The organism is Larkinella sp., from assembly GCF_965227735.1.
Taxonomy (GTDB): Bacteria; Bacteroidota; Bacteroidia; order Cytophagales; family Spirosomataceae; genus Larkinella.
The window spans coordinates 3760832-3783956 of record NZ_OZ245776.1 but is presented as its reverse complement, the minus strand read 5'-3'; the positions used below and the strand labels follow the sequence as shown (position 1 = coordinate 3783956).

Below are 23125 nucleotides of genomic sequence, written 5' to 3'. Positions count from 1 at the left end.
TTTAGGTGGCAAATATCAACAATTAAACCCATAGCTTAGTCTTAAAGAGTAAAATAATGGAACAAGCTCAATTGGTAGACGAATACGGTTACGTCAAAGACGGAAAGGTATTCTTATCGAGCTACCTCAGCTATCCGGACCGACAAATCGGTGAAGTGAAACGCACAGAACAGGAAGCGCTCGATTATTTCAAAAATAGGTTTACAATTGCCGAAAACAAAGTAAACCAGTTAGAGCAGGAAGTTGAGGAGGCCCAGAACAAGGGGTCGTACCTGACGAAACTCGTTCAACTGCGAAAAAAATTACTGAGTTTCGACGCGATTGGAAACTTCATTCCGCTGCTGAACCGGCTTGATGAACAGGAACAGGTCCTGGTCGAACTGATTCGGACGAACCAGCTCAAAAACCTTGAAATCAAGCACGCTTTGCTGGCAGAAGCCGAACAGGTTGCCGACAGCACGGAATGGCGTGAAACGGCGGAAAAACTACAGGAAATCAAGCTAAAGTGGATAAAAACCGGGCCGGTCGATAAAGAACTGGACGAAACCATCGAGACGCGTTTCAGCGATACCCTTGATGGCTTTTTTCAGCGTCGGCGCGAATTCTTCAATGAACAGAACAAGGTGATTCAGGAGCGCATGGATCGCTATGATAACCTGATCTGGCAGGCCGAACGGGCCGTGCGGAGTATTTACGAAGCCGACCGCAGCCGTCCCTTCAAACGCGATGGACTGGAAGGCGAAGCCCTCGAACGGGCCAATGTCGCCGAAGAACGGTACATGAAAGTGCTGACGGAAGCCTATCACCTCGTTCGCAATCTGAACAACGACTGGAAAGAGGTGGGCGAAGTGCCGATCAAGAAATCCGGAAAAATCCTCAAAAAATACCGCAGGGCCACCAAAACCATCTTCGACCGCTACAACCTGGCGCGCGGAATCCAGCCGAAAGTTCGGATTGACCCACGCGTGGAGCAGCAAATGAAAATGGCCGACGAAGCCGAAAAACTGGCGAAACAGTCGAACATTCCGGCGGCTGCCGACCGGGCCAAAGAACTGCTGAACCAGTGGAAAGAAATCAAAATTCCATTCAAACTGGTCGACAAGGCGGTTTCGGAGCGTTTCCGGTCGTCGTGTGATAAGATTTTCGAATTGAATTACCTCGAACGCGTCATCAGCCGCAAATACCCCGCCTTCGAACTGAAAAGCCGCTCCGAGCAGATACGCACGAAAGTTCGGGAACTGGAGTACCTCGTTCGTCGCGAAAAAAGCGACCTGGCCATGTCGATGAGCAGCATGGACACCATGGGGCGTCCCGGCAACGAAGACGCGGACAAAATGATGATGAGCAAAATGAACACGCAAAAACGGAAAATTGCGATGAAAGAACAGATACTGAGCGAGTTCAACAAAGAACTGAGTCAATATTGAGATAGAGTAGAGCAAAAAGACGATTGACCATCGACCATTGACGATAGCTTCCTATGCAAACTATCGTCAATGGTCGATGGTCAATCGTCTTTTTGCTATTTCACGGCTTCCGGCGCTTCAACGCCAGATCGTGGGCAGTATCGTAATACGAGCGCAGGTTGGTCCAATCGAAGACTTCCGCGATGTTCTCCACGCGGTTGCGCTGCGTAATCCGGTCGCGTTGTGAAAGCCGGACAAAGCGGAACATGATGTTGGCAAGCTGATCGGCGGCTTCGTTGAAGGTTTGCGTTTTCCGGTTCACGACATAAATACCCCGGTTTTCGTAATCCCGCATGATCTGCATGATGAAATCGCCAAAACCGGACAGGTCGCTGGTGACGGTTGGTATGCCCCGAACGACGCATTCCAGGGGCGTGTAGCCCCACGGTTCGTAGTAGCTCGGAAAAACGCCCAGGTGGCAACCCCGCACAAACTGGCCGTAATCGAGCCCGAAAAGCGGATTGGTGGAGGAAATGAAGTCAGGGTGGTAAACGACTTTCACCCGGTCGTGGGCATTGTTGATCAGTTGAACCTGTCGGATAAACCGCACCATGTCGTCTTCTTCAACCAGATCGTGGGTTACAAACGGCGGCAGTTGCTTGGTCTTGAAGCTCTGGATGGTTCGCCGGAGCCGGAGCCGCCAGTATTCATCCACAAACTGATTCAGGTCGGGCAAATTGATGTCTTCGCCGGAAGCCGCATTCAAAAACAACTTATCACCAAGCTGATTTTCAATGGCTTTGCAGGTTTCCTGAATTTCGTCCAGCAGTGCGCGGCTGTGCAACACGTCGGGGTTGATGGACTTGAAGGGTTGCTTGGTAATCATGAACATAACGACGGTCATGTCCATATTGGCCTCGCGCATTTTCCAGTTCAGCCGGGCGAGCGCTTCGAGCGTTATGTCGTATCCCTTGTTGCTGAACTCAAACCGGCCCGAGGTGAAAAAATACAGCGTTTTTTCCAGATCGAATGAATAACTCTGGAAGAAGTGGCCCATGATAAACTCATGAATCCGCTCCTTGAACTTGACGTGCAGATTCTGGAACTCGTGTACCGCCGTGAACCGGACGATATTCAACCCGTTGGGCAGAATCAGATCGGGGACGCGGCCCAGAAACACTTCACACTCGCGGGCCGTAACGTCGCTGACCGTCGTGAAAGTATGGGATAGCTGGGCCGAAAGCCGCTCGATGGTTGCCTGAGCCTCGATGTTGTAATGTTTGGCTTCGCGCTGCCAGTCGAAAAACGGCAGTTTACCGTAAAAACCGGATTCGTTCTGCGCCAGGTAGCGACCGAGCATGGTGGCGTGGGTGGTGAAAACCGTTGCGACTTTCACATTGTCTTTCCGCAAATCGGGCAAACCGCTGCTGGCCATCCACTCGTGAAAATGAACCACGATATCGACGTGCTTGGCACTTTCTGCGGCCAATTCGGTCAGGAAAATGCGCACCAGTTCACCGAAACCTACCACCTGATTGACCAGGTCCTCGACACCCAGCGTCGAAATCTGGTGACGTTCCCAAAGCTGGTATTTCACCTGCTCAATGGTGGGGCCAAGACTGGAAATTCCGAAAAGGACCACGCGCGGTTTGCCCGTAATGAGCCAGTGGCCGTATTGAACATCCAGCCCCCGCGAGCGCATGTTCAGCACAACACGGCCGATTTCGGTGCCGTCGTCGTGCGTAATCGGTTCAAATTCAACGGCGGCCCGTTGTGGAAAGTACGGGCCAAGCAGGATGTAGTCATTATCCCATTTTTCAACCATCGAAGGCACCTTCGACCGGATGACGGTATAGATACCGCCGACCTGGTTACAAACTTCCCAGGCCACTTCAATCAGTAATTTTCGCTTAGATGCAGAGAACATCGATTCCAATGCCATACAATTTGTTAGGGTGGCTAGCCTGCCTTATTCACGCGGGAAAGGCGATTCGCGAGGTGATTTTACTACTTTTACACTAACTTTCAAATTATCAATTCGTTCATGGCAACCGAAACACGTCACATTCTGTTAATGGACGGCCCCGATAGCACGGGACTCATTCACCGCGTCACCGGCGTACTGGCGCATTACAATCTGAATATCATCCGAAACGACGAATATGTAAGCCCCGACCGGCAGTTTTTTATGCGTACCGAGTTCGAAGGTAACTACGATTCATCCGTTTTGTCTGATAATTTACAACAGACCTTACCACCGGGCATCAATCTCCGTATTAATCCCAAAAAAAAGAAAAAAAGTATTGTTTTTGTTACAAAAGAGCACCATTGTTTAGCCGAACTGCTGATTCGATACGCTTTTGATGAACTTGATGCCGATATTCTGGCCGTAGTCAGCAATTACAATACGCTTCAACCGTTGGTCAGTAAGTTCGGTATTCCCTTTCATTATGTAACCCACGAGCACAAAACCCGGGAAGAACACGAAGAGGCCATTAGCCGGATCGTGTCGATTTATGAGCCGGAATACATCGTGCTGGCTAAATACATGCGGGTGTTGACACCGGCGTTTGTGAAAAAGTTTCCGAACCGGATTGTCAACATTCACCATTCGTTTTTGCCGGCCTTCATGGGCGCCAACCCGTATCGGCAGGCGTATGAACGGGGGGTCAAAATCATTGGTGCCACCGCTCATTTTGTGAACAACGATCTGGACGAAGGCCCGATTATTGCCCAAAACATCAAGGAGGTCGACCACCGGCACACGGCGGCCGATATGTCTACGGAAGGAAAAGACGTGGAAAAAATCGTATTGTCGCAGGCGCTGAAACTGGTTTTCAACGACCGCGTTTTCATTCACCAGAATCGGACGATCATTTTGTAGGATCGAACAGTGTGCCGCCGATGGGTGTTTAGGTATAACCGGCTATTTTGCCGGTTTCGATTGCTCAACGATCTGTCTGTAAAAGCATGGCGAGGTTTTCCCACTGGATAAAAATAGGAGCCGCGCTGGCTGGCGTTCTGCTGGTGGTGGGCTTGCTGATTCCGCTTTTGCTGACAACCGTTTACAAAGAAAAAGTCATTCTGGCCGTTCGCAATGAATTTGCCAGCCATTCCGAACAGCGGCTGGCCGATTTCGGCGTAAATTTTTCATTGCTCAGTCACTTCCCCAATCTGGCCATTCAGCTCGACGATGTATCCATCCATGATAACCAGGGGCCAAAACCGATGGAGATTGTGGGCGTCGATCAGGCCAATCTGGTGATCAGGCTCTCCGATATTTTCCGGGAAAGCCGAGCTGTACAGAAGATCCTGCTGAAAGGCGTTCGGTATCACCAGCGGGTTGACTCGACCGGGCAAAAAACCGGGCTGGTTTGGAAAGCCGAAACCCGGTCGGACACCAGCCACATGCATTCAGTTGCCATTCCCGAAATTCGGATTGAAGACGCCACGGTGGTCGTTGAAAATGACTACAAACAGAATGCGTTTTCGATGACCATCCGGAATGCCGATTTGAGTGGTCACCTCAACCATCCGACGCTGCAATTGCAGGGAACCATCGAGGGCGCCATCGACTTTATTAAAAACCGGAACCTGATGCTGTTTCGGGCGCAGGCTTTCACGGCCAACGTGCATTACGAATACAACCCGACGACCAAAACCGGGATGTTCAGCAAAAGCCAGCTAATGGTCAACGGTTCGCCCATTCATCTGACGGGCAGCCACCGCAAACTCCCCGAAAACCAGGGCATGGATCTGAACGTCGGTCTGAACGGCCTGCAACCGGCTCACGAGTTTCTGGCTGCTTTGTTGCCTGACTCGCTCAAACGGTATGCCGGTGATGCGGCCATGAAGGGAAAAGTCGCTTTCCGGTTTCGAATGAGCGGACAGAGCAGCGCGACGGTGCGGCCCCACAATGACATCAGCTTTCAGCTTCAGGCCCAAAATTACCACTGGCCCAAAACGCCGGTGGTTTTTCAAACCGTGCAGGTTCGGGGAAACTGGAACAACGGCGCCCGGAACGCCCGCGAAACCACCAAACTGACACTTCAGCAGTTCCGGGTTCAGTCGGGCGACGATACACTCGTGGTGCGCGGTACGCTGGCCAATCTGGTGTCGCCGGTCGCCGATGCCACCATTCAGGGAAACCTGTCGCTGCAACAACTGGCCCAACTGATGAACTGGCCCGGCGACTCGCTCTATTCCGGAACGGCCGCCATCAACCTGGCCGTTCGCAGCCCGCTGCTGTATTCTACTGTGGTTAAACCCGCTCCCAATGAACCCTTCTGGAAAGGAACGCTTCGCGTTAAAGACGGCTGTCTTCATTTTCCAAAACCGTCGGGTCGGTGTACGGCGCTCAATGCGGATATTCATTTTATCCCGGAAAATAACACGCTCCGGATTCGGGAAGTGGTGGGGAAACTGGATGGCCGGTTTTTCAAAATCAACGGTGAAATCACCAATCTGCTCCGGTATGCCCTGGGCGGCAATCGGGCTACGTACCCGGTTCGGACCAAACTGGCCGCACACTGGCAGGAACTGGATTTCTCGAAACCGCTGCCCCCGCCAACCCGGCGGTCGGCTCCTCCTAAAATACCGACTTCGACCGATAGTTTACTGGCCGGGCTGCTATTCGGGACCGAGTACTCCGCCGTCATTCGGATTGACCGCATCCGATTGCCGTCCCGGGAAGATTTGAGCGATATGTCGTTTGTCGTTCACAAAAAAGGCGAGCAGGTTCGGGTTCCGCAGCTTCGTTGCCGCACTACGTTAGGCGGATCAATCGCCGGATTAGGCCATTTTCAATTGAGTCCGGACGGGATTCAGGCGCCGTATGCGGCCTTGAGTCTGTCGTATGAACGGTTGGATCTGCAACGGCTGGTGGGCCTGCTGGCCGGTTTGAACAGCATGCAGGCGACGTATAAACGACCCGCTTCGCAGCAAAAGAAGTCCACGCTGAATGACTACCAGTTCGATGTGGAAGTGAAGGCCCGCAAGCTGGATTACCAAACGCTGAAAGGCGACGACTTTGGTCTGAAAACCGTCATCAAAGACGAAACCGCGCAACTGGAAAGGCTCACGATGAATGTTTTTGGCGGGCGGCTGGGTTCCCACGGCCTGATGAAACTGGGGCGTCCGGAAGGATTTCCGGTAACGCTCAATGTAACGCTCCAGAAGATGGATCTGCACCAGCTTTTCCGGGCGGCCGAGGAGATGAGAATTGATGTGCTGAAGAGCGAGAACATCCGGGGTAATGTGGATTGTGCCATGTCGCTCCGGACGGAATTAGACAACGATTTTTTACCGGATATCAAGAAAATAACCGCTTATACCAGAGCCTCGATCCGGCAAATGGAACTCATCGAAGTTCAGCCCATCCAGCAGGCCCTGCGATTTTTGCCGAAAGCCAAAACGAGCCACATCTATTTTGAGGACGTAGACGCCCAGTTTTTACTCCACGACAACCGGATTCTGATGCCGGATCTGAACCTGTCCAGCAACCTGTCGTATCTGCATCTGAACGGCGATTATACACTCAACAAAAAAGCGGCTTTTCTGGTGGAAATCAGTCTGACGGATTTAATCTTTGGCAACAACAAACGACGCATTCGGCAGATTCAGGAGCCGGATTCGACCCGAACATCACGGGGTCTGAAAAACCACTTGCTGTTGCAGCGCGATCTTGGAAAATACCGGATGAAAATGTTCGGCCGAAGAGATTTCGAAGCCCAGAAGCAAACCCTCCGTTCGGAATGGCACGAAGAACTGAGCCGCCACAAAATTGACACCACCTTTGCCCGATGAAGCGACGTTTGGAGGGTAATCGTGGGTTTGTCAGCTCCGTAAACCGGGCGTTTTCTTTCGCTTTTCCGGTTGTCTGTCTGGTATTCGGAACGGCTTTGCCAGCGCTGACACAAAGCCTCCTGGGCCGCGGGCTGGACTCGACGTACGTGAAAACGTTCCCCGGAAAGCTGACGGGGCGACTGTATCTTTCCCAAAAATACACCTCGTTTGTGCTGTCGACGCCGGTTATTCCGAGTCCTACGCTGCGTTTTAAACCCAATTCGTCGCTGGATGTAGGCATTGGTGCCACTTTCAACGCCCTGACGCTGAACCTGGCGTATGGTCTTTCGTTTCTGAATAACAAAGGAAAAGGCAAAACCCGCGACATTGACCTTCAAACGCACCTTTACATGCGAAAATGGGTTATCGACGGATTTGGGCAATTTTATGAAGGGTACTACCTCGCCCCCCGGGGCAACGCGTCACCCAGCCCCGATCAATACTATCAACGCCCCGATTTGGGCATTTATCTGGTGGGTGCATCGATTCGGCGGGTGTTTAACTTCCGGCGGTTTTCGTTCCGGGCGGCTTTGGTGCAAAATGAGTGGCAGAAGAAGTCGGCAGGCACGTTTCTGGCGGGCTTTCAATTGTATTATGGCATCATGCGGGGTGACAGTGCGCTGTATCCGGCCGTTCTGCGGCCCGCCTTCCCGGAAGCCGACGTGCGCCGGATGCGGTTTGTGAAATTTGGCCCCGGTGGGGGGTACGCCTACACCTATGTGTACCGGCAACACTGGTTTGCCACGGGCTCGCTGACGACCAATTTGAATGTCACTTTCAGTAAAGAAACCTTTGGCGCGGGCAAACTGACCTACAGCACACTGCGTCCGGATCTCCTTTTCAGGATCGTTGCGGGCTACAACAGCAATCTGTGGTGTGTAACGCTCGGCTGGGTCAACGGCTCGGTGTCGGTCGTAACGCCCGTCTATAACTACACCATCCATACCGGGAACTACCGGTTGACCCTTGCCCATCGCTTTAAAGCCAATCCCCGGTTGCGGAAAATCGTGCCGGAGACCATCAAAATCTGATTATTCTGGTGAATATCGCTTTGCAACAATAATCTACGCGGGAGACGAAGATTGGCAAGAATATGTTCTGTAAATTATTATCTTTCGAGTCGTAATAATCCTAAGCTTATTTCTTCCCCCGCTTACAGTTGCCGTCATGCAAAAATTACAGACTCTCGATTACGTTGTTTTCTTCATTTATTTCATCATTGTAGCGTCGTACGGCTACTGGATTTACCAACGAAAAAAGACCAAAGAGACCTCCTCTACCGATTTTTTTCTGGCCGAAGGGTCATTGACCTGGTGGGCCATCGGGTCGTCGCTGATTGCCTCCAACATTTCGGCGGAACAGTTTATCGGTGCATCCGGCGACGGTTTTGCAATGGGGCTGGCCATTGCCACCTATGAATGGATGGCGGCTGCTACGCTGATTGTGGTCGCCGTCTTTTTTATGCCGATCTACCTCAAGAACCGGATTTTTACGATGCCGCAGTTCCTGACCAAGCGGTATAACAACACCGTCGCGATGATCATGGCCATTTTCTGGCTGTTTCTCTACATCCTGGTCAATCTGACGTCGATTTTGTTTTTGGGTGCGCTGGCGGTCTCCACCATTTCAGGACTCAATTTTACGTTCTGCATGTTCGCCCTGGCCGTTTTTGCGGTTATCATCACCCTGGGTGGTATGAAAGTGATTGGGTATACGGATGTGATTCAGGTGTTTTTTCTCATTCTGGGCGGGCTGGCCACCACCTATCTGGCGGTTAATCTGGTCTCGTCAGAGAATGGCACCACCGGAATCCTGAATGGCTTCAACCACATGCTGGCGAAATCCGAAGACCATTTTCACATGATCTTTCCGAAGGGTCACCCACATTACGCGTCGCTACCCGGTTTGACGGTGCTGATCGGCGGGATGTGGATTGTGAACCTGAACTACTGGGGCTGTAACCAGTACATCACGCAACGCGCGCTGGGGGCCGATCTGAAAACTGCCCGGGAAGGCATTCTGTTTGCGGCTTTTCTGAAACTCCTGATGCCGATTATCGTGGTTTTGCCAGGGATTGCCGCCTACACGCTGTATCAGCAGGGCTTGTTTCAACAGGAAATGCTCGATGCTACCGGGGAGGTGAATAAAGACCACGCCTATCCGGTTTTGCTCAATTTGCTGCCCGCCGGTCTGAAAGGACTTTCATTTGCGGCCCTAACGGCTGCGGTCGTGGCTTCTCTGGCCGGGAAAGCCAACTCGATTTCAACCATTTTTACGCTCGATATTTTCAAGAAATACATTTCGCCGGATGCCAGTGAGAAGAAACTGGTTCGGGTGGGTCGGATTGCCATTTGGGTGTCGATGCTGATGGCCATTTTCATTTCGCCGTTTATGGGAATCGACAAAAAAGGCGGTTTTCAATTCATTCAGGAAATGACGGGTCTGGTGTCGCCGGGCGTTTTTGCCGCCTTCATCATGGGTTTCTTCTGGAAAAAAACCAACTCGTCCGGGGCCTTATTCGCCATTGTTGGCGGGTTCCTGCTGTCGCTGTTTTTCAAGTATATGCTGCCCGGTCTGGTGGATCTGCAATTTCTGGCCCCAACCGGTTTTGCCGTCCCGAACCCGGATGGTATCTACACCATTCCATTTCTCGATACGATGGGATTTGTCTTCCTGATCTGTGTGGCGGTGATGGTGGTGCTGGGTCTTCAGAAACCCAGCGACAAAGGGCTGGAGATTGACAGCAGCATGTTCAAAACCTCTTCCAGCTTCGCCATCGGAGCCGCCGTTGTGCTGGCGATTATCGTCCTTTTATATGGGTATTTCTGGTAGAAAAGGAGAAGTTATTACACAGAGTTAATCAGAGAGCATCAGAGTTAAACAGAGTATTTCTCTGATAACCTCTGATGCTCTCTGATTAACTCTGTGTAATAGCTCAAACTGCGTCGACCACCGCCCGGACGACTTCGCTGCTCGTACTGAGCCATTCGTATTCGCTCATGGCTACCGAAGCCATCGGTACGTTGGGGTTACGGTATTCCATGCCGCTATCCATCACCTGCTTGCCCGTCAGATGAAGCGCGTGGACACCCGTCGCGGCCAGGCGGGCGGCATTCGTGGCTGTCACGCCCGCTCCGGCCATAATTTCAATCCGATCGTCAGCCTGTTGAACCAACTGCCGGAGAAGCGGAATACCGGCTTCTGCGCTGGCTTGCTGCCCCGAGGTCAGAATGCGTTTGGCACCCGTTCGGATGACCGCTTCCAGGGCTTCTTCCGGATCGCGCGTCAGGTCGAACGCCCGGTGAAACGTAACTGGCAAGGGGTGGGCCAACTGAATAAGTTCGGCGGTTTTTTCTTCATCGACAGTACCATCCGGTTTTAGCAAACCCAGTACGACGCCATCGGCACCGGTTTGCTTTGCGGCTTCAATATCCCGGCGCATCACCGCCAGTTCGGTGTCGTTGTATAAAAAATCGCCCCCACGGGGACGTATCATAACGTAAAGGTTAATCGTTACCTGCTGGCGGGCCAATTCGATCAGGCCGTAGCTTGGTGTGGTGCCGCCCTCCCCTGCTCCCCCACACAACTCGATCCGGGTGGCACCGTTGGCTTGTGCAATCAGGCAGGACTCCAGGGAAAACGCGCAAATTTCAATGTTCATTGATTAATAGACGGTTAGAAAAAGAAGAAGTTTGACGAAAGAATACAAACATTTTCAACCGGGATTCGGTTAAATGGCCTGAACGGCATCCGTATCGTTTCTGAAAGAATTTTCAGCGACATGTATAGGATATTCATATTTTTTTACTTTTGCACAATTTTACGACAATCAGTCGTCATATTTTAGCAGCAACGCGTATGTATTGGACACTCGAATTGGCATCCTATCTGGAAGATGCCCCCTGGCCGGCTACCAAAGATGAGTTGATCGATTACTCGATCCGCTCTGGCGCTCCCTTAGAAGTAGTTGAAAACTTGCAGGAGTTGGAGGACGACGGTCAGCCCTACGAGAGTATCGAGGAAATATGGCCTGATTACCCAACCAAGGACGATTTCTTCTTCAACGAAGACGAGTATTAGCCGGTTGTTTCCATGAATTTGGCCCATAAAGGTACAGCGCAAACGTTGTGACTTTATGGGTTTTGCCATTTGCGGGAAATCAGCGATTCCGGTATTTCTTCGGCGCATACAAAAAACCGAATGCCTCGGCTCCCTGGCGTTTGTGAACCCTATGATGAATGTAGTGCGCCCGGATGATGCGTTTCAGGTACGAATTTCGGGTGTTGAACCGGATTTTGATCCGCCGGTGGACGATGACATCGTGGAAAATAAAATAAAAGATACCGTATAAAGTCACGCCAATGCCAATTGGTGCCAGAAACCAGAGCGATTCGACTTCGAAACCTACTACCACCGTTCCGACTGCGGCCAGACTAAAAATTACGCTGAACAGATCGTTTCGCTCCAGAAAACCGGCATGGTGGTTGTGGTGCGAATGATGCCAGCGCCACATGAAACCGTGCATGATGTATTTGTGTGTCCACCAGGCGACACCTTCCATTCCCACAAACGTAACCAGGACGATAACAACGTTTACCAGCATTTTTTCGTTACTAGATCAGATCTTGCCAAAAGGTAAAACCGCCAACTAGTTTAAATGGTTAATACTGAGAACAACGGACAAAATTACGGCAATTTCCGGTAAAATAGTTGTTCAACCTTTTGGTTCGTATGGGTTAAAACGGTTATATTTAAAAGCAAGGGAGGGGCTGACATCCTTCCTGATACCTACACAGCCGACTGACGGATGGACTACAGGGCGCTCAAGGAACTGGTTAGACAGGGTGAGGGAACGCATCTTGAATTCAAATTAAAGTCCAATCACCCCGAACGGATTATTCGTGAAATTGTGGCGTTTGCCAACACCGAAGGCGGAAAACTGCTCATTGGCATCGGCGACGACAAAAGTATCCAGGGCCTTAAGCACGTCGACGAAGACGAATACCTGCTGGAACGCGCCATCGAACGGTATTGTACACCCACCATCACCTACTCCATGGAACGCGTGCTGCTCGCCAACGAACGGGAAGTGCTGGTGATTACGGTTCCGGAAAGTGAGCGAAAACCGCATTACGTCGACGATCCGCTCAACGATTTCCGGCGGGCCTACATTCGGGTTGACGACAAGGCCGTTCAAGCCAGCAAGGAGGTTCGCGAGATCATGAAAGGCGAAACCGCCGAGCGGGCGGTGCGGTTTACGTATGGCGACAAAGAGCAGACCCTGATGCAGCATCTGGATCGCAACCAGAGCATTACCGTCGATTTGTTTGCCAACATCGCCAACATTCCCCGCAAAATGGCCTCCCGAACCCTGGTCTTGCTTGTGCTGGCCAATGTGCTGGAAATCCATCCCCATGAAACCGTAGATCGGTTTACGACGCGGATGGGGTGAAGGGTTTTAATATCGAATACTGAATATCGAATAACGAAGTGAGGGCCAGGGTTTCGGTTTTTAACTTCATTATTTGTTATTCAATATTCAGTATTTGATATTAGTGCTGGCCACTTGAGATCAACCCGCCTTTGTCGGATGACTATCCGATGTTTTCCACTACCTTTGCATATTGTGACCATTGGTTGCATCCGGTTGCAATAGAGACTGTGCCTGACACGTTTGAACAGGAGAAGCCCGGTGGGCATTCAGAGTCGTTCAATTCATTTAAGTAACTCATACAGATGCACTATCTGGTAAAACCCAATTGGCGGAAATGGCTGGTTGCCGGTATCGGTTGCCTGATGGTGTGGAGCATCACACCCGCTGAGGCACAACGTAAATCCAAGGAAAAGGAGCAGCAGAAGCCGAAAGAGGGCGTTCGGGGCGTGGAGGAATCCCTGTTTACGGAAGGGATGAAGTTCATGATGATGGACGAACCGGCCAAAGCAGTACCGCAATTCCAGAAAGTCATCCAGCTTGATCCCGAAAACCCGGCGGCCAACTACGCAGCCGCAACGGCCCTGATGAAACTGAGCAAACCGGAAGAGGCTCTTCCTTTTGCCCAGAAAGCCGTTCAGTTGGATAAAGGCACCAACAAATACTATGTGCTGCAACTGGCTGAACTGCTGGTGAAGCAGAAACGCTACGCCGATGCCGAAAATCTGTATGAAGAGCTGATTAAGAAAAGCCCCGAAAACATCGAGTACGGCGTTGAACTGGCGGCTATTTACCTCTTCGATGAAAAACCGGACAAGGCCCTCGACATGTACGACAAAGTGGAGAAGGCCACCGGCATGAACGAAGAGATCATCCGGCAGAAACAGCGGATTTACCTGAAGCAAAATAAAGTGGAAAAAGCCATTCAGGAAGCTGAAAAGCTGGTGGCTTCCGAACCCGGCGAAACCGACTACCTGCTCGAAGGGGCAGAACTACTGATTGCCAACGACCGGAACGATCAGGCGGTGGACTGGCTCCAGCGGGCGTTGAAAGTCAACACGGATTTGCCCCAGGCCCACGTGATGCTGGCCGATCTGTATCGCAAGCAGGGTGATTTGGAAAAATGCAGCCAGGAACTCGACAAAGTCTTTTCGAATCCGAATCTGGAAGCCGACATTAAAGCACGGATTTTGTCAAGTTACATCGGCGTGGTTGGTAAAGACGATAGAGCCAGGCAGAGTGCCGTGAAGCTGGCCAGAGAGCTGGCAACGGCTCATCCCAAAGACGCCCGTTCGCAAGCCATTTATGCCGACTTGCTGGTGCAACAGGGCAAAAAAGCCGAGGCCCGGGATTATTACGTTAAAGCTGCCCGTCTGGACAAAGCCACCTATGAAGTCTGGGGAGCCATTCTGCAACTCGACGGCGAACTGAATCAGATGGACAGCATGCTCGTTCACTCCGAGCAGGCACTGGAATTGTTTCCAAATCAGGGCGTTATCTGGGCATTTAACGGATCGGCCAATTATTTCAAAAAGCGGTATAAAGAAGCCATTGAAGCCTACGAGGAAACCCGGCGGCTGTCGGCCACCAACGCCGAGCTGATGAAGAGCGTGAACGCACAGTTGGGCGATGTCTACAACGGCATGGGCGACCATCAGAAGTCGGACGAAGCTTACGAACTGGTGTTGAAAGAAGACCCGGACAACGATCACGTTTTGAATAACTACAGCTATTTCTTATCCCTGCGGAAAGAAAAACTGCCGTTGGCGCTACAAATGTCGGAGCGACTGGTGGAAAAAAACCAGACCAACGCGACCTATCTGGACACCTACGCCTGGGTTTTGTACGTCATGAAGGACTACGCCAAGGCCCGGACTTTCCTCGAAAAAGCCATTCAAGCCGACCAAAACGTGAGTGGGACCATTATCGAACACTACGGCGACGTGTTATACCAGCTTGGTGAGCGCGACAAGGCGGTTGAACAGTGGAAACGGGCCAAACTAAAAGGCGAAACGACCGAGCGGTTGGACAAGAAAATTGCAACCGGAAAAATCTATGAGTAAACACCTTATTGGAATTTTGTGCGTCATCATGCTGTGTACATCGGAAGGATGCCGTCGGCGGAAACTGTTCCGCAACGCCCCGCCTTCGCCCACAGCCGATACGGTTTCCGTGCAAGCCCAAACCCCAATCCGTACCGATACGATTGCCACCGCCCCGGTCGTGTCTGCCGTCGACCCCAAGGCCACCGTCGACCAGGTTGATTTCGCCTATTTGACGGCCAAATCGAAGGTTTCGTTCAAGAGCAAAGACCAGGATATCAACAACGCCAACGTAAACCTCCGCATCGATAAAGACAGCCTGATCTGGTTGTCGGTGTCGGGCGTCGGGGTGGAAGTGGCACGGGCGCTGATTACGAAAGATTCCGTGGTGATTATGGATCGCATTCACCGCGAATATTCCGTGTATGATTATACGTCATTGAGTCAGCGGTTTAATTTTAACCTGACTTTTGGGCTAATCCAGTCGCTGCTGATCGGAAATCTGCCGCTACCCCAGGAACCGGCCCAACGGGTTAAAAACGAGAAAGATTACCTCCTGCTGCGGCAGCGCGAAGGCAAGGTGATGGTCGACAACTACATTGGAGAAGAAAACCGGAAGCTAAAAAAGCTGCTGGTGGTGGAACAACCCACCCGGAATTCGCTGACGCTGGATTATGAAGACTTCACGGTATTGAATAATTTCCTGTTTCCGTACACCAGTCTGGTAACCGTCGATTATAAATCCAAAAATGATGGTCAACCTTACCAGACCGTCTTACGCATACGACACAATAAAGTAGAGCTTACCGATAAAAATCCGGGCTTTCCGTTCAGCATTCCGCCAAAATACCAGCGGAGACCGTAACTGCCCCGGTATTGCAAGATGCTTATGAAGTACAGAGTGGTTCGGGCTACCGATTGGAGGGAATTGATCCTTATGCTTACCTTATGCTGGCTGGCTGGCGGGAGCGTAATGGCCCAGCAGCGGAGTCGTCAGCAGTTAGAAAAAGAGAAAAAGCAGAACATCGAGAAGGTCTCGCAGATCCGGACGATTCTGAAAAAAACTTCTTCGCAGAAACAGGCGACCCTCGGCCAACTGAAAGCGCTGAATCAGGAAATTGCGGCCCAATCCAAACAGATCAATCTGCTGACAGAAGATGTTAAGCTGATGACATCCGAAATTCAGGACCTGCGCCGGACCAGCAACCAGTTGCAGAATAATCTGGAAAAGCTTAAAAAAGAATACGGCGAAATGATTTATACCGCCGACAAACGCCGGCAGCAGGTCAATCCGCTGGGCTTTCTGTTTTCGGCCGAAAATTTCAATCAGTTGGTAGCGCGGTATAAGTACCTCCAGCAATACTCTGAGGCCCGGAAGGGACAGGTGCGGCAGATGGAGAAAGTACGGCAGGAAATGCTCACGAAGCAGCAGGACGTGGAGCGTAAAAAGAAACAGCAGCAGGGAACGCTGGCCGTGCAGGTCAACGAATCGAAGCGACTGGAAGGGCTGAAAGATGAGAAAAACCGGGTTGCCGAGGAACTGAGCGAGAAAGAACAGGACTTGCGGACTGAACTGGCCGAAAGCCGGAAGGCCGTCAACCGGCTGGAATCGGCCATTACGGAAATGATTCGCCGGGAAATTCGCGAACGGGAAGAGCGGGAACGCCTGGCGCGTCTGGCCCGCTTGAAAGCCGAACGAGAGCGGATTGCCCGTGAAAAAGCGGCTGCGGTTGCCGCAGCTAAAGCCAAAGCTGAACGGGCCGCTGCCGCAGCAGAATCGGACGAACCGGAGACGGCTGAACCGAAAGCTGTTGAACCCAAGGCCACCGAATCGGCCGCAGAAGCGTCGGAACGAACTGCCCGCAAGCCCGATGAGCGCCGAAATAATTTGCTCAATGACGAAGAAGCGGCCCTGGCGTCTTCGTTCGCTTCTTCCAAAAACCGGCTTCCCTGGCCCGTCACGCGGGGCTTCATTTCGGATCATTACGGCGTAAAACCGCACCCGGTTTTGAAAGGCGTTATGCAGGATAATCCCGGCATCGATATTCAGACCAGCCCCGGCGAGGTGGTGAGGGCGGTTTATGACGGAATTGTTCAGTACACAACCTACGTAACCGGGATGCACAACATCGTGGCCGTTCAGCACGGGGATTATTACACGGTTTATGCCAAACTGAAAAGCGTTTCGGTGCAGGTCGGGCAGCGGGTCAAAGCCCGCGAGGTGATTGGTGTGGTGGCCACCGACAAGGATGGCGTGGCGGAAGTGCAGTTCCAGGTCTGGAAAAGCACCAGCCGGATGAACCCCGAATCCTGGCTGATCGATCGTTGATTTTAACCCAAACCGCAAACCGTTCACCTGCAACAGAATCATTTTGTTGCCATCGTGGTTTTATTACCTACGAATACCCGTAGATTGCCTGCTAATCCTGCTCACTGACTATTTAAAACGGTTTACCTAAGGAATGTCTGTTCATAACCCCGACATCAAACGGATCACTACCCATGTTATTCAGGAGCTGAAAAGCAAGGGAGAGAAAATTTCGGCATTGACTGCCTATGACTATTCACTGGCGCGGTTGGTCGATGCCGCCGGTGTCGAAATCATCCTGGTGGGTGATTCGGCCTCCAACGTGATGGCGGGCCACGAAACCACCCTGCCGATTACGCTGGATCAGATGATCTACCACGCTACCTCGGTTGTTCGGGCCGTGAAGCGGGCGCTGGTCGTGGTCGATTTGCCGTTTGGTTCCTACCAGGGAAATTCGTCCGAAGCCCTGCGATCGGCCATCCGGATCATGAAAGAATCGGGTGCGCATTCGGTGAAAATGGAAGGTGGTCTGGAGGTTCGGGAGTCGATTATCCGGGTTTTGAGTGCGGGTGTTCCCGTGATGGGCCACCTGGGTTTGACTCCCCAGTCGATCTATAAATTCGGGACGTATGCCGTTCGGGCGAAGGAAGAAACCGAAGCTCAGAAACTGTTGGAAGACGCGAAAATGCTGGAAGACATTGGCTGCTTTGCCGTCGTTCTGGAGAAAATTCCGGCCGCATTGACCAAACAGGTTTCTGAAAGTCTGACCATTCCGACGATCGGCATTGGAGCCGGGCCGGATGCCGACGGCCAGATTCTGGTGTTGCACGACCTGCTGGGCATCAACAAAGAATTCAAACCGCGTTTCCTGCGCCGGTATGCAGACCTGCACGGGGTGATTACGCAGGCCATTGGGCATTATGTCGACGATGTGAAAGGCCGCGAGTTTCCGAGTAAAGAAGAAGCCTATTAGCCGAACGAACGGTCGGGAATCCGGCTTGTTGGAAAGGCACAAAAGACGGTTTGAAAACCGTTCCAAACGAATGAAACAGAAATACGTCGTTGTCTACGAAGATAACCACCTGATTGTTGTCAATAAAGAGCCGGGTGTGTTGGTGCAGGCGGATAAAACCCGCGATGTGCCGCTGCTTGATATGATAAAAAGTTACATCAAGAAAAAATACGATAAACCCGGCGATGTGTTTTTGGGAACCGTTCACCGGCTCGACCGGCCCGTGAGCGGGCTGGTGGTGTTTGCCCGGACGTCGAAGGCGCTGGAACGAATGAACGAAATCTTCCGAAAACGGCAGGTTCAGAAAACCTATTGGGCTGTGGTGGGGCGAAAACCCCGGGAGGAGAAAGGCCGCCTGACGCATTTTCTGCTCAAAGACGAAGCGACGAACACCGTAAAAGCCTATGACGACGAAGTGCCGGGTTCGCAAAAGGCCGAATTGACGTACCGTTTACTCGGAAAAATCAACGATCATTATTTGCTGGAAGTCAATCCGATTACGGGGCGGCCGCACCAGATTCGGGTGCAATTGGCGAGTATGGGCTGTCCGATTCGGGGAGACATCAAGTACGGCTTCCCGCGGCCGAATCAGGACAGCAGCATCAATTTGCATGCCAGACGGCTCTATTTTATTCATCCCATAAAAAAAGAACCCCTGATCTGTAAAGCCGGGGTTCCAAACAGTCCGTTTTGGGAAGAGTTTTTAGCGCTTGATCCGGAAGATTACAAGGATAAAAACCTGGATTTCATTTATTGATCACTTCGGTCAGCGGAAAGGCCAACGTGGAATCATCCTACAATTCGTTAAAATGGCGTAGCTATTTGAACGAAGAAAAACCGGTCTTCGAGCCGGAAAATGGGGTTTACAAACCGTTTATTCAACGGTGGGTGCTACATCAGACCAAAACTGGTTGAGCACTTTGTCTGCCATCTGAATCGCTCCCTGAAAAGCGCCAAAAATCATACATAGAGGCAGAATAATGGGGAAGAAAACGACCCAGTGCAAAATCATGTTCAATTTGACCTTCTTCATCTCGGTATTTGGGTAAAAGGGTGCCACTTTTAACGGAACGCAGGGTATTAAAACCCCTATTTCTATTGTACTGTATTCAAAGAAAGAAACGTTTGTTTTCTGCTTATATTCAAAATTACTCTTGAATTATTTCTATAACAAACATTCAAAAAAAAAGATTTACTAAATTACCCAAGCTGGTCTGATTGCTTTTCCGTATGTCGTGGAAAAATAGTAATTTGTTCTTCCATTAAAGGTCTGAAATAGTAGATAAATACAAAATGTTGAATATTATTCAACTGTTACCGGATTCGATTGCCAATCAGATTGCGGCAGGGGAAGTGGTGCAACGCCCGGCATCAGTGGTCAAAGAATTACTGGAAAACTCAGTAGATGCCCAAGCAAAAACCGTACAAATTATTATTCGGGACGCCGGGAAAACACTGATTCAGATTATAGATGATGGCATCGGAATGTCGGAAACCGATGCCCGGATGAGTTTTGAACGACATGCGACCTCAAAAATCCGTTCGTCCGACGATCTGTTTCGCATCCGGACGATGGGTTTCCGGGGCGAGGCCCTGGCATCCATTGCCGCCATTGCCCAGGTTGAATTGCGCACCCGCCGGTCCGATGCATCCCGCACCAACGACGAGTTGGGAACGCTCATTCGGATGGAAGGCTCCGAACTGAAAACCCAGGAGACGGTGTCGTGTTTGCCGGGAACTAATATTCTGGTAAAAAACTTATTCTTTAATGTTCCCGCCAGGCGCAATTTCTTGAAAACCAACTCGGTAGAAATGCGTCATATACTGGATGAGTTTCAGCGTGTCGCGCTGGCTCACCCCGAGGTGGCATTTTCACTCTACCACAACGATTCGGAAGTCTACAACCTTCAGGCCGGAAAGCTAAGCCGCCGGATTGTCGATTTGTTTGGAAAACAATACCGTGAACAACTGGCTTTCTGCGAAGAAGAAACACCGTATGTGAACGTCCGGGGGTATATCGGCAAACCCGAATTTGCCCGCAAGACGCGCGGAGAACAGTTTTTCTTCGTCAATTCGCGCTTCGTCAAGCACAACTACCTGCACCACGCCGTCGTGGGTGCCTACGAAGGAACGATTCAGGACGGTTTTCATCCTTTCTACGTCCTGTTTATCGAAATCGACCCGTCGCACATCGACATCAACATCCATCCCACCAAAACCGAAATTAAGTTCGACGATGAACGCTCGGTGTATGCCATCGTCATGGCGGCTGTTCGAAAGGCCGTCGGCGTCTATAATTTGACCCCTTCGCTCGATTTTGATTCCAATGTAAACTTCCTGCCTGTGACCCCGACCCCCCGTCGTACGTCTGAAGTACAGACAGGAAATGGAAGTGGCCAGTCGGATGCGCAAAGCCGGTCGTCCCTGCGCCCGATGTCACCCGCCTGGTCGACCGAACCGGCGGAACACAAAGCGGCCACCAGTTTTGACTTTCCACGCAAGTCGGCCGCCAATTGGCAGGCGTTGTTTGAAGGACTGGAAACCAATGAAACCCCGGCGACGGAAGCGCAGAATCTTTTTGAAAACAACGCATCAGCCGATTCGCAGGCCGAAATCGAGTCGGTAACGCTGGGAAGCCGGGTGAACAAACTCATCACGTCAGCGGTTGCCCTGGAAGGGGCTGGTCCCATTCTTCAGGTACACAACCGCTATCTGGTAACGTCTGTTCAGGCCGGTATGCTGGTGATCGACCAGCGCCGGGCCTACGAACGGGTGTTGTATGATCAATACCAGGCCGCACTGACCAAGCGGAACGGCGTCTCGCAGCAACTGCTGTTTCCGAAAACGGTGACGGTGATGCCGGTCGATTACAACCTGGCCCTCGAACTGCGCGATGATTTGACCAGTCTGGGTTTTCTGTTCGACGAAATCGGGCAGAATGCCTTTATGATCCGGGGCGTTCCGGCGCTTTCGGTGGGCGAGAATGAAGAAGAACTGTTTGCCAACCTGCTGGCGCAACTCCGCGAAGATACGGGGCGGTTGAAACTGGAGCGGGCCGAAATCCTCGCCCGTTCGCTGGCCCGGCGGTCGGCTGCGCGGCACCAGAAGCAACTGTCCGAACCGGAGCAGCGGGCCCTGGTCGACCAATTAATTGCGTCATCAAACCCATCCTATACGCCCGGCGGTGAACCGATTACGACGTTATTGGCGTTAGATAAATTAGCGGGATTATTTCGGTCCTGATATGGTTATTATGCAAGAAAACGTTACATTTTTATGAATCTTACGCCGGTCGTCAGGACGCTGTTGCTCATTAATGTTGGTTTGTTTATTGTAAAAGCGTTGGGAATCGACCTGATCAGTACGTTTGGACTCTATTCGTTTCTTTCACCGGCCTTTGCACCCCACCAGTTTGTAACCTACATGTTCCTTCATGCTGATTTTGGTCACATTTTCAGTAATATGTTGGGTTTATTTTTCTTTGGCCCGATGCTTGAGCAGGTTTGGGGGAGCAAACGATTTACGATTTTTTACTTTATTACCGGCGTTGGAGCCGGATTATTATTTCTGGGCATAAACTATTTTGAAGCCAGCCAGTTACGAGATGCAGTGGCTGTTTTTCAAAGCAACCCAACACCCGAGTCGCTGGAGTTGTTTCTGTCGGATCGGGGCTTGTTGAGCCAGGGCGATAATTTTTTACGTGTGTTTGAAGACAACCCCACGGATCCGGCGTATCGAAGAGGGGCCGTGCAACTGATTCAAACGTATTACGAGCAGCAATTGGCGGTACCGATGGTTGGGGCGTCGGGCGCGATTTTTGGAATCCTGATGGCATTTGGATTATTATTTCCAAATACCGAACTTTTCCTTTTATTTCCACCGATACCCATCAAGGCCAAATACCTGGTGGCGTTTTATGGTGCATATGAATTGTATTCGGGCATTTATCGGGCACAGTCCGACAATGTGGCGCATTTTGCTCATATTGGCGGTATGCTGTTTGCTTTTATATTGGTGAAATATTGGGGGAAGCAACGAAATAATTTTTATTGAGTAATGAGTGGACTGTTAGATGACTTCCGGAGCGAATTCAACAAGCCCAACAACACGTTGGTGCAGTTGATTCTTGTTAATACCATTGTCTTTCTGCTGCTGTTGATCCTGAAAGTCATTCTGACGCTGGCAGAAATGTCGGGAGTCTACAATCTGATTGTCGATCAACTGCGGTTACCGGCTGCCCTGGGAACCTTCATCACGAAGCCGTGGACGATGATCACGTACTTCTTTACCCACGAAGACGTCTTTCACATTCTGTTCAACATGCTCTTTCTGTATTGGTTTGGACGGTTGATCGACGAATACCTGGGGAATCGCCGGCTGGTGGCGCTCTATATGCTGGGCGGTTTGGCGGGCGGTCTGGCCTATATGGCCATCTACAACCTCCTCCCCTATTTTCAGGAACAGGTGGGCGACTCCCGGATGCTGGGCGCGTCGGCTGCGGCTTTTTCCGTGGCAGTCGGAGCCTCAACGCTGCTGCCGAACTATACGTTTCATCTGCTGTTTTTCGGTCCGGTTCGGATCAAATACATTGCTTTCTTCTACATTGTTCTGTCGCTGGCCCGGTCCATTGGTCCGAATGCCGGGGGCGACCTTTCCCATTTGGGGGGGGCTTTAGTCGGTTTTCTGTTCATCAAAATGCTTCAGAATGGCACGGATCTGGGGCAGCCCATTTATTGGGTGATGGATGGATGGCAAAGTCTGTTTCGGAAAAAACCGCCGGTCAAAGTGTCTTACCGTCAGCGCAGTAGTGCCAGCCTAAGCACCGGAGCCTACGCGGCTCCGTCGTCTCCTTCGGCGGTTGCGATGCCGGATCAGGACGAAATTGACGCGATTCTGGATAAAATTTCCCGTTCGGGCTACGAAAGTCTGACCCGTGAAGAGAAACAGAAACTTTTCCGGGCGAGCCAGCGTGGATAGAATCTAAATTGTATTTTTCTTGCGGAATTTCGGGGGTGTTTTTAGCAGGAAAGAAGGCATACAATTCAATACATTTTAGTTAAAAGCACGCTGGAATACGGTTTT

Annotated in this window: 18 protein-coding genes; 15 read left to right on the top strand and 3 right to left on the bottom strand. The window is 51.3% G+C overall.

Translation table 11 applies throughout. The features are described 5' to 3' along the window. Positions 1-56 precede the first annotated feature (56 nt). Positions 57-1427, top strand: a complete 1371-nt coding sequence (locus ACO064_RS14700) for a DUF349 domain-containing protein (RefSeq protein ID WP_138992878.1) — start codon at positions 57-59, stop codon at positions 1425-1427. Positions 1428-1527: 100 nt separating this feature from the next. Here the strand turns inward: ACO064_RS14700 and ACO064_RS14695 are convergent, their stop codons facing one another. Further along, entirely contained in the window at positions 1528-3342 is a 1815-nt protein-coding gene (locus ACO064_RS14695; protein ID WP_421831025.1) for a glycosyltransferase, read from the bottom strand. A 108-nt stretch (positions 3343-3450) separates the two neighbouring features. Between ACO064_RS14695 and purU the strand changes: the two genes are divergently transcribed. The 4 genes from purU to ACO064_RS14675 all read left to right on the top strand — a co-directional run bounded on the left by purU (position 3451) and on the right by ACO064_RS14675 (position 10082). After that, positions 3451-4290: a formyltetrahydrofolate deformylase gene (gene purU, locus ACO064_RS14690; protein ID WP_421828024.1), complete on the top strand. Its 840-nt coding sequence runs from the start codon at positions 3451-3453 to the stop codon at positions 4288-4290. 86 nt (positions 4291-4376) lie between these two features. After that, on the top strand, positions 4377-7211 hold the full coding sequence (locus ACO064_RS14685) for an AsmA-like C-terminal region-containing protein (protein ID WP_421828023.1): 2835 nt from the start codon (positions 4377-4379) through the stop codon (positions 7209-7211). After that, positions 7208-8281 (top strand): DUF4421 domain-containing protein, encoded by a 1074-nt coding sequence (locus ACO064_RS14680; RefSeq protein WP_421828022.1) that lies wholly within the window; start codon positions 7208-7210, stop codon positions 8279-8281. The genes ACO064_RS14685 and ACO064_RS14680 overlap by 4 nt, the downstream gene beginning before the upstream one ends. Positions 8282-8417: 136 nt before the next feature. Next, positions 8418-10082, top strand: a complete 1665-nt coding sequence (locus tag ACO064_RS14675) for a sodium/sugar symporter (RefSeq protein WP_421828021.1) — start codon at positions 8418-8420, stop codon at positions 10080-10082. A gap of 103 nt (positions 10083-10185) precedes the next feature. Here the strand turns inward: ACO064_RS14675 and ACO064_RS14670 are convergent, their stop codons facing one another. Next, the gene (locus ACO064_RS14670; protein WP_421828020.1) at positions 10186-10911 is read right to left on the bottom strand and encodes a copper homeostasis protein CutC; all 726 of its coding nucleotides are present in this window, start codon (positions 10909-10911) and stop codon (positions 10186-10188) included. A 197-nt stretch (positions 10912-11108) separates the two neighbouring features. Between ACO064_RS14670 and ACO064_RS14665 the strand changes: the two genes are divergently transcribed. Beyond that, positions 11109-11330, top strand: coding sequence for a DUF2795 domain-containing protein (locus tag ACO064_RS14665; RefSeq protein WP_009284883.1), 222 nt, complete (start codon positions 11109-11111; stop codon positions 11328-11330). Between the two features lie 79 nt (positions 11331-11409). On the opposite strand, the gene ACO064_RS14660 is transcribed toward ACO064_RS14665, so the two are convergent. Next, on the bottom strand, positions 11410-11853 hold the full coding sequence (locus ACO064_RS14660; protein ID WP_421828019.1) for a beta-carotene hydroxylase: 444 nt from the start codon (positions 11851-11853) through the stop codon (positions 11410-11412). A gap of 204 nt (positions 11854-12057) precedes the next feature. Here ACO064_RS14660 and ACO064_RS14655 point away from each other — a divergent pair, with 204 nt between their 5' ends. The 9 genes from ACO064_RS14655 (at position 12058) to ACO064_RS14615 (ending at position 23020) form a co-directional block, all read left to right on the top strand. Further along, entirely contained in the window at positions 12058-12702 is a 645-nt protein-coding gene (locus ACO064_RS14655; protein WP_114407565.1) for a helix-turn-helix domain-containing protein, read from the top strand. A gap of 284 nt (positions 12703-12986) precedes the next feature. Continuing rightward, positions 12987-14744, top strand: coding sequence for a tetratricopeptide repeat protein (locus ACO064_RS14650; protein WP_421828018.1), 1758 nt, complete (start codon positions 12987-12989; stop codon positions 14742-14744). Then, positions 14737-15588: a DUF4292 domain-containing protein gene (locus tag ACO064_RS14645; RefSeq protein ID WP_421828017.1), complete on the top strand. Its 852-nt coding sequence runs from the start codon at positions 14737-14739 to the stop codon at positions 15586-15588. The genes ACO064_RS14650 and ACO064_RS14645 overlap by 8 nt, the downstream gene beginning before the upstream one ends. Before the next feature lie 72 nt (positions 15589-15660). After that, complete coding sequence (locus ACO064_RS14640; protein WP_421828016.1) at positions 15661-17052, top strand: murein hydrolase activator EnvC family protein; 1392 nt, start codon at positions 15661-15663, stop codon at positions 17050-17052. A 133-nt stretch (positions 17053-17185) separates the two neighbouring features. Then, on the top strand, positions 17186-18004 hold the full coding sequence (gene panB, locus ACO064_RS14635) for a 3-methyl-2-oxobutanoate hydroxymethyltransferase (protein ID WP_421828015.1): 819 nt from the start codon (positions 17186-17188) through the stop codon (positions 18002-18004). A gap of 70 nt (positions 18005-18074) precedes the next feature. Continuing rightward, positions 18075-18800: an RluA family pseudouridine synthase gene (locus tag ACO064_RS14630; RefSeq protein WP_138992890.1), complete on the top strand. Its 726-nt coding sequence runs from the start codon at positions 18075-18077 to the stop codon at positions 18798-18800. 536 nt (positions 18801-19336) lie between these two features. Continuing rightward, positions 19337-21286, top strand: coding sequence for a DNA mismatch repair endonuclease MutL (gene mutL / locus ACO064_RS14625; RefSeq protein ID WP_421828014.1), 1950 nt, complete (start codon positions 19337-19339; stop codon positions 21284-21286). Between the two features lie 33 nt (positions 21287-21319). Continuing rightward, the gene (locus ACO064_RS14620) at positions 21320-22096 is read left to right on the top strand and encodes a rhomboid family intramembrane serine protease (RefSeq protein WP_114407558.1); all 777 of its coding nucleotides are present in this window, start codon (positions 21320-21322) and stop codon (positions 22094-22096) included. A gap of 3 nt (positions 22097-22099) precedes the next feature. After that, the gene (locus tag ACO064_RS14615) at positions 22100-23020 is read left to right on the top strand and encodes a rhomboid family intramembrane serine protease (protein ID WP_114407557.1); all 921 of its coding nucleotides are present in this window, start codon (positions 22100-22102) and stop codon (positions 23018-23020) included. Positions 23021-23125: the final 105 nt, after the last annotated feature.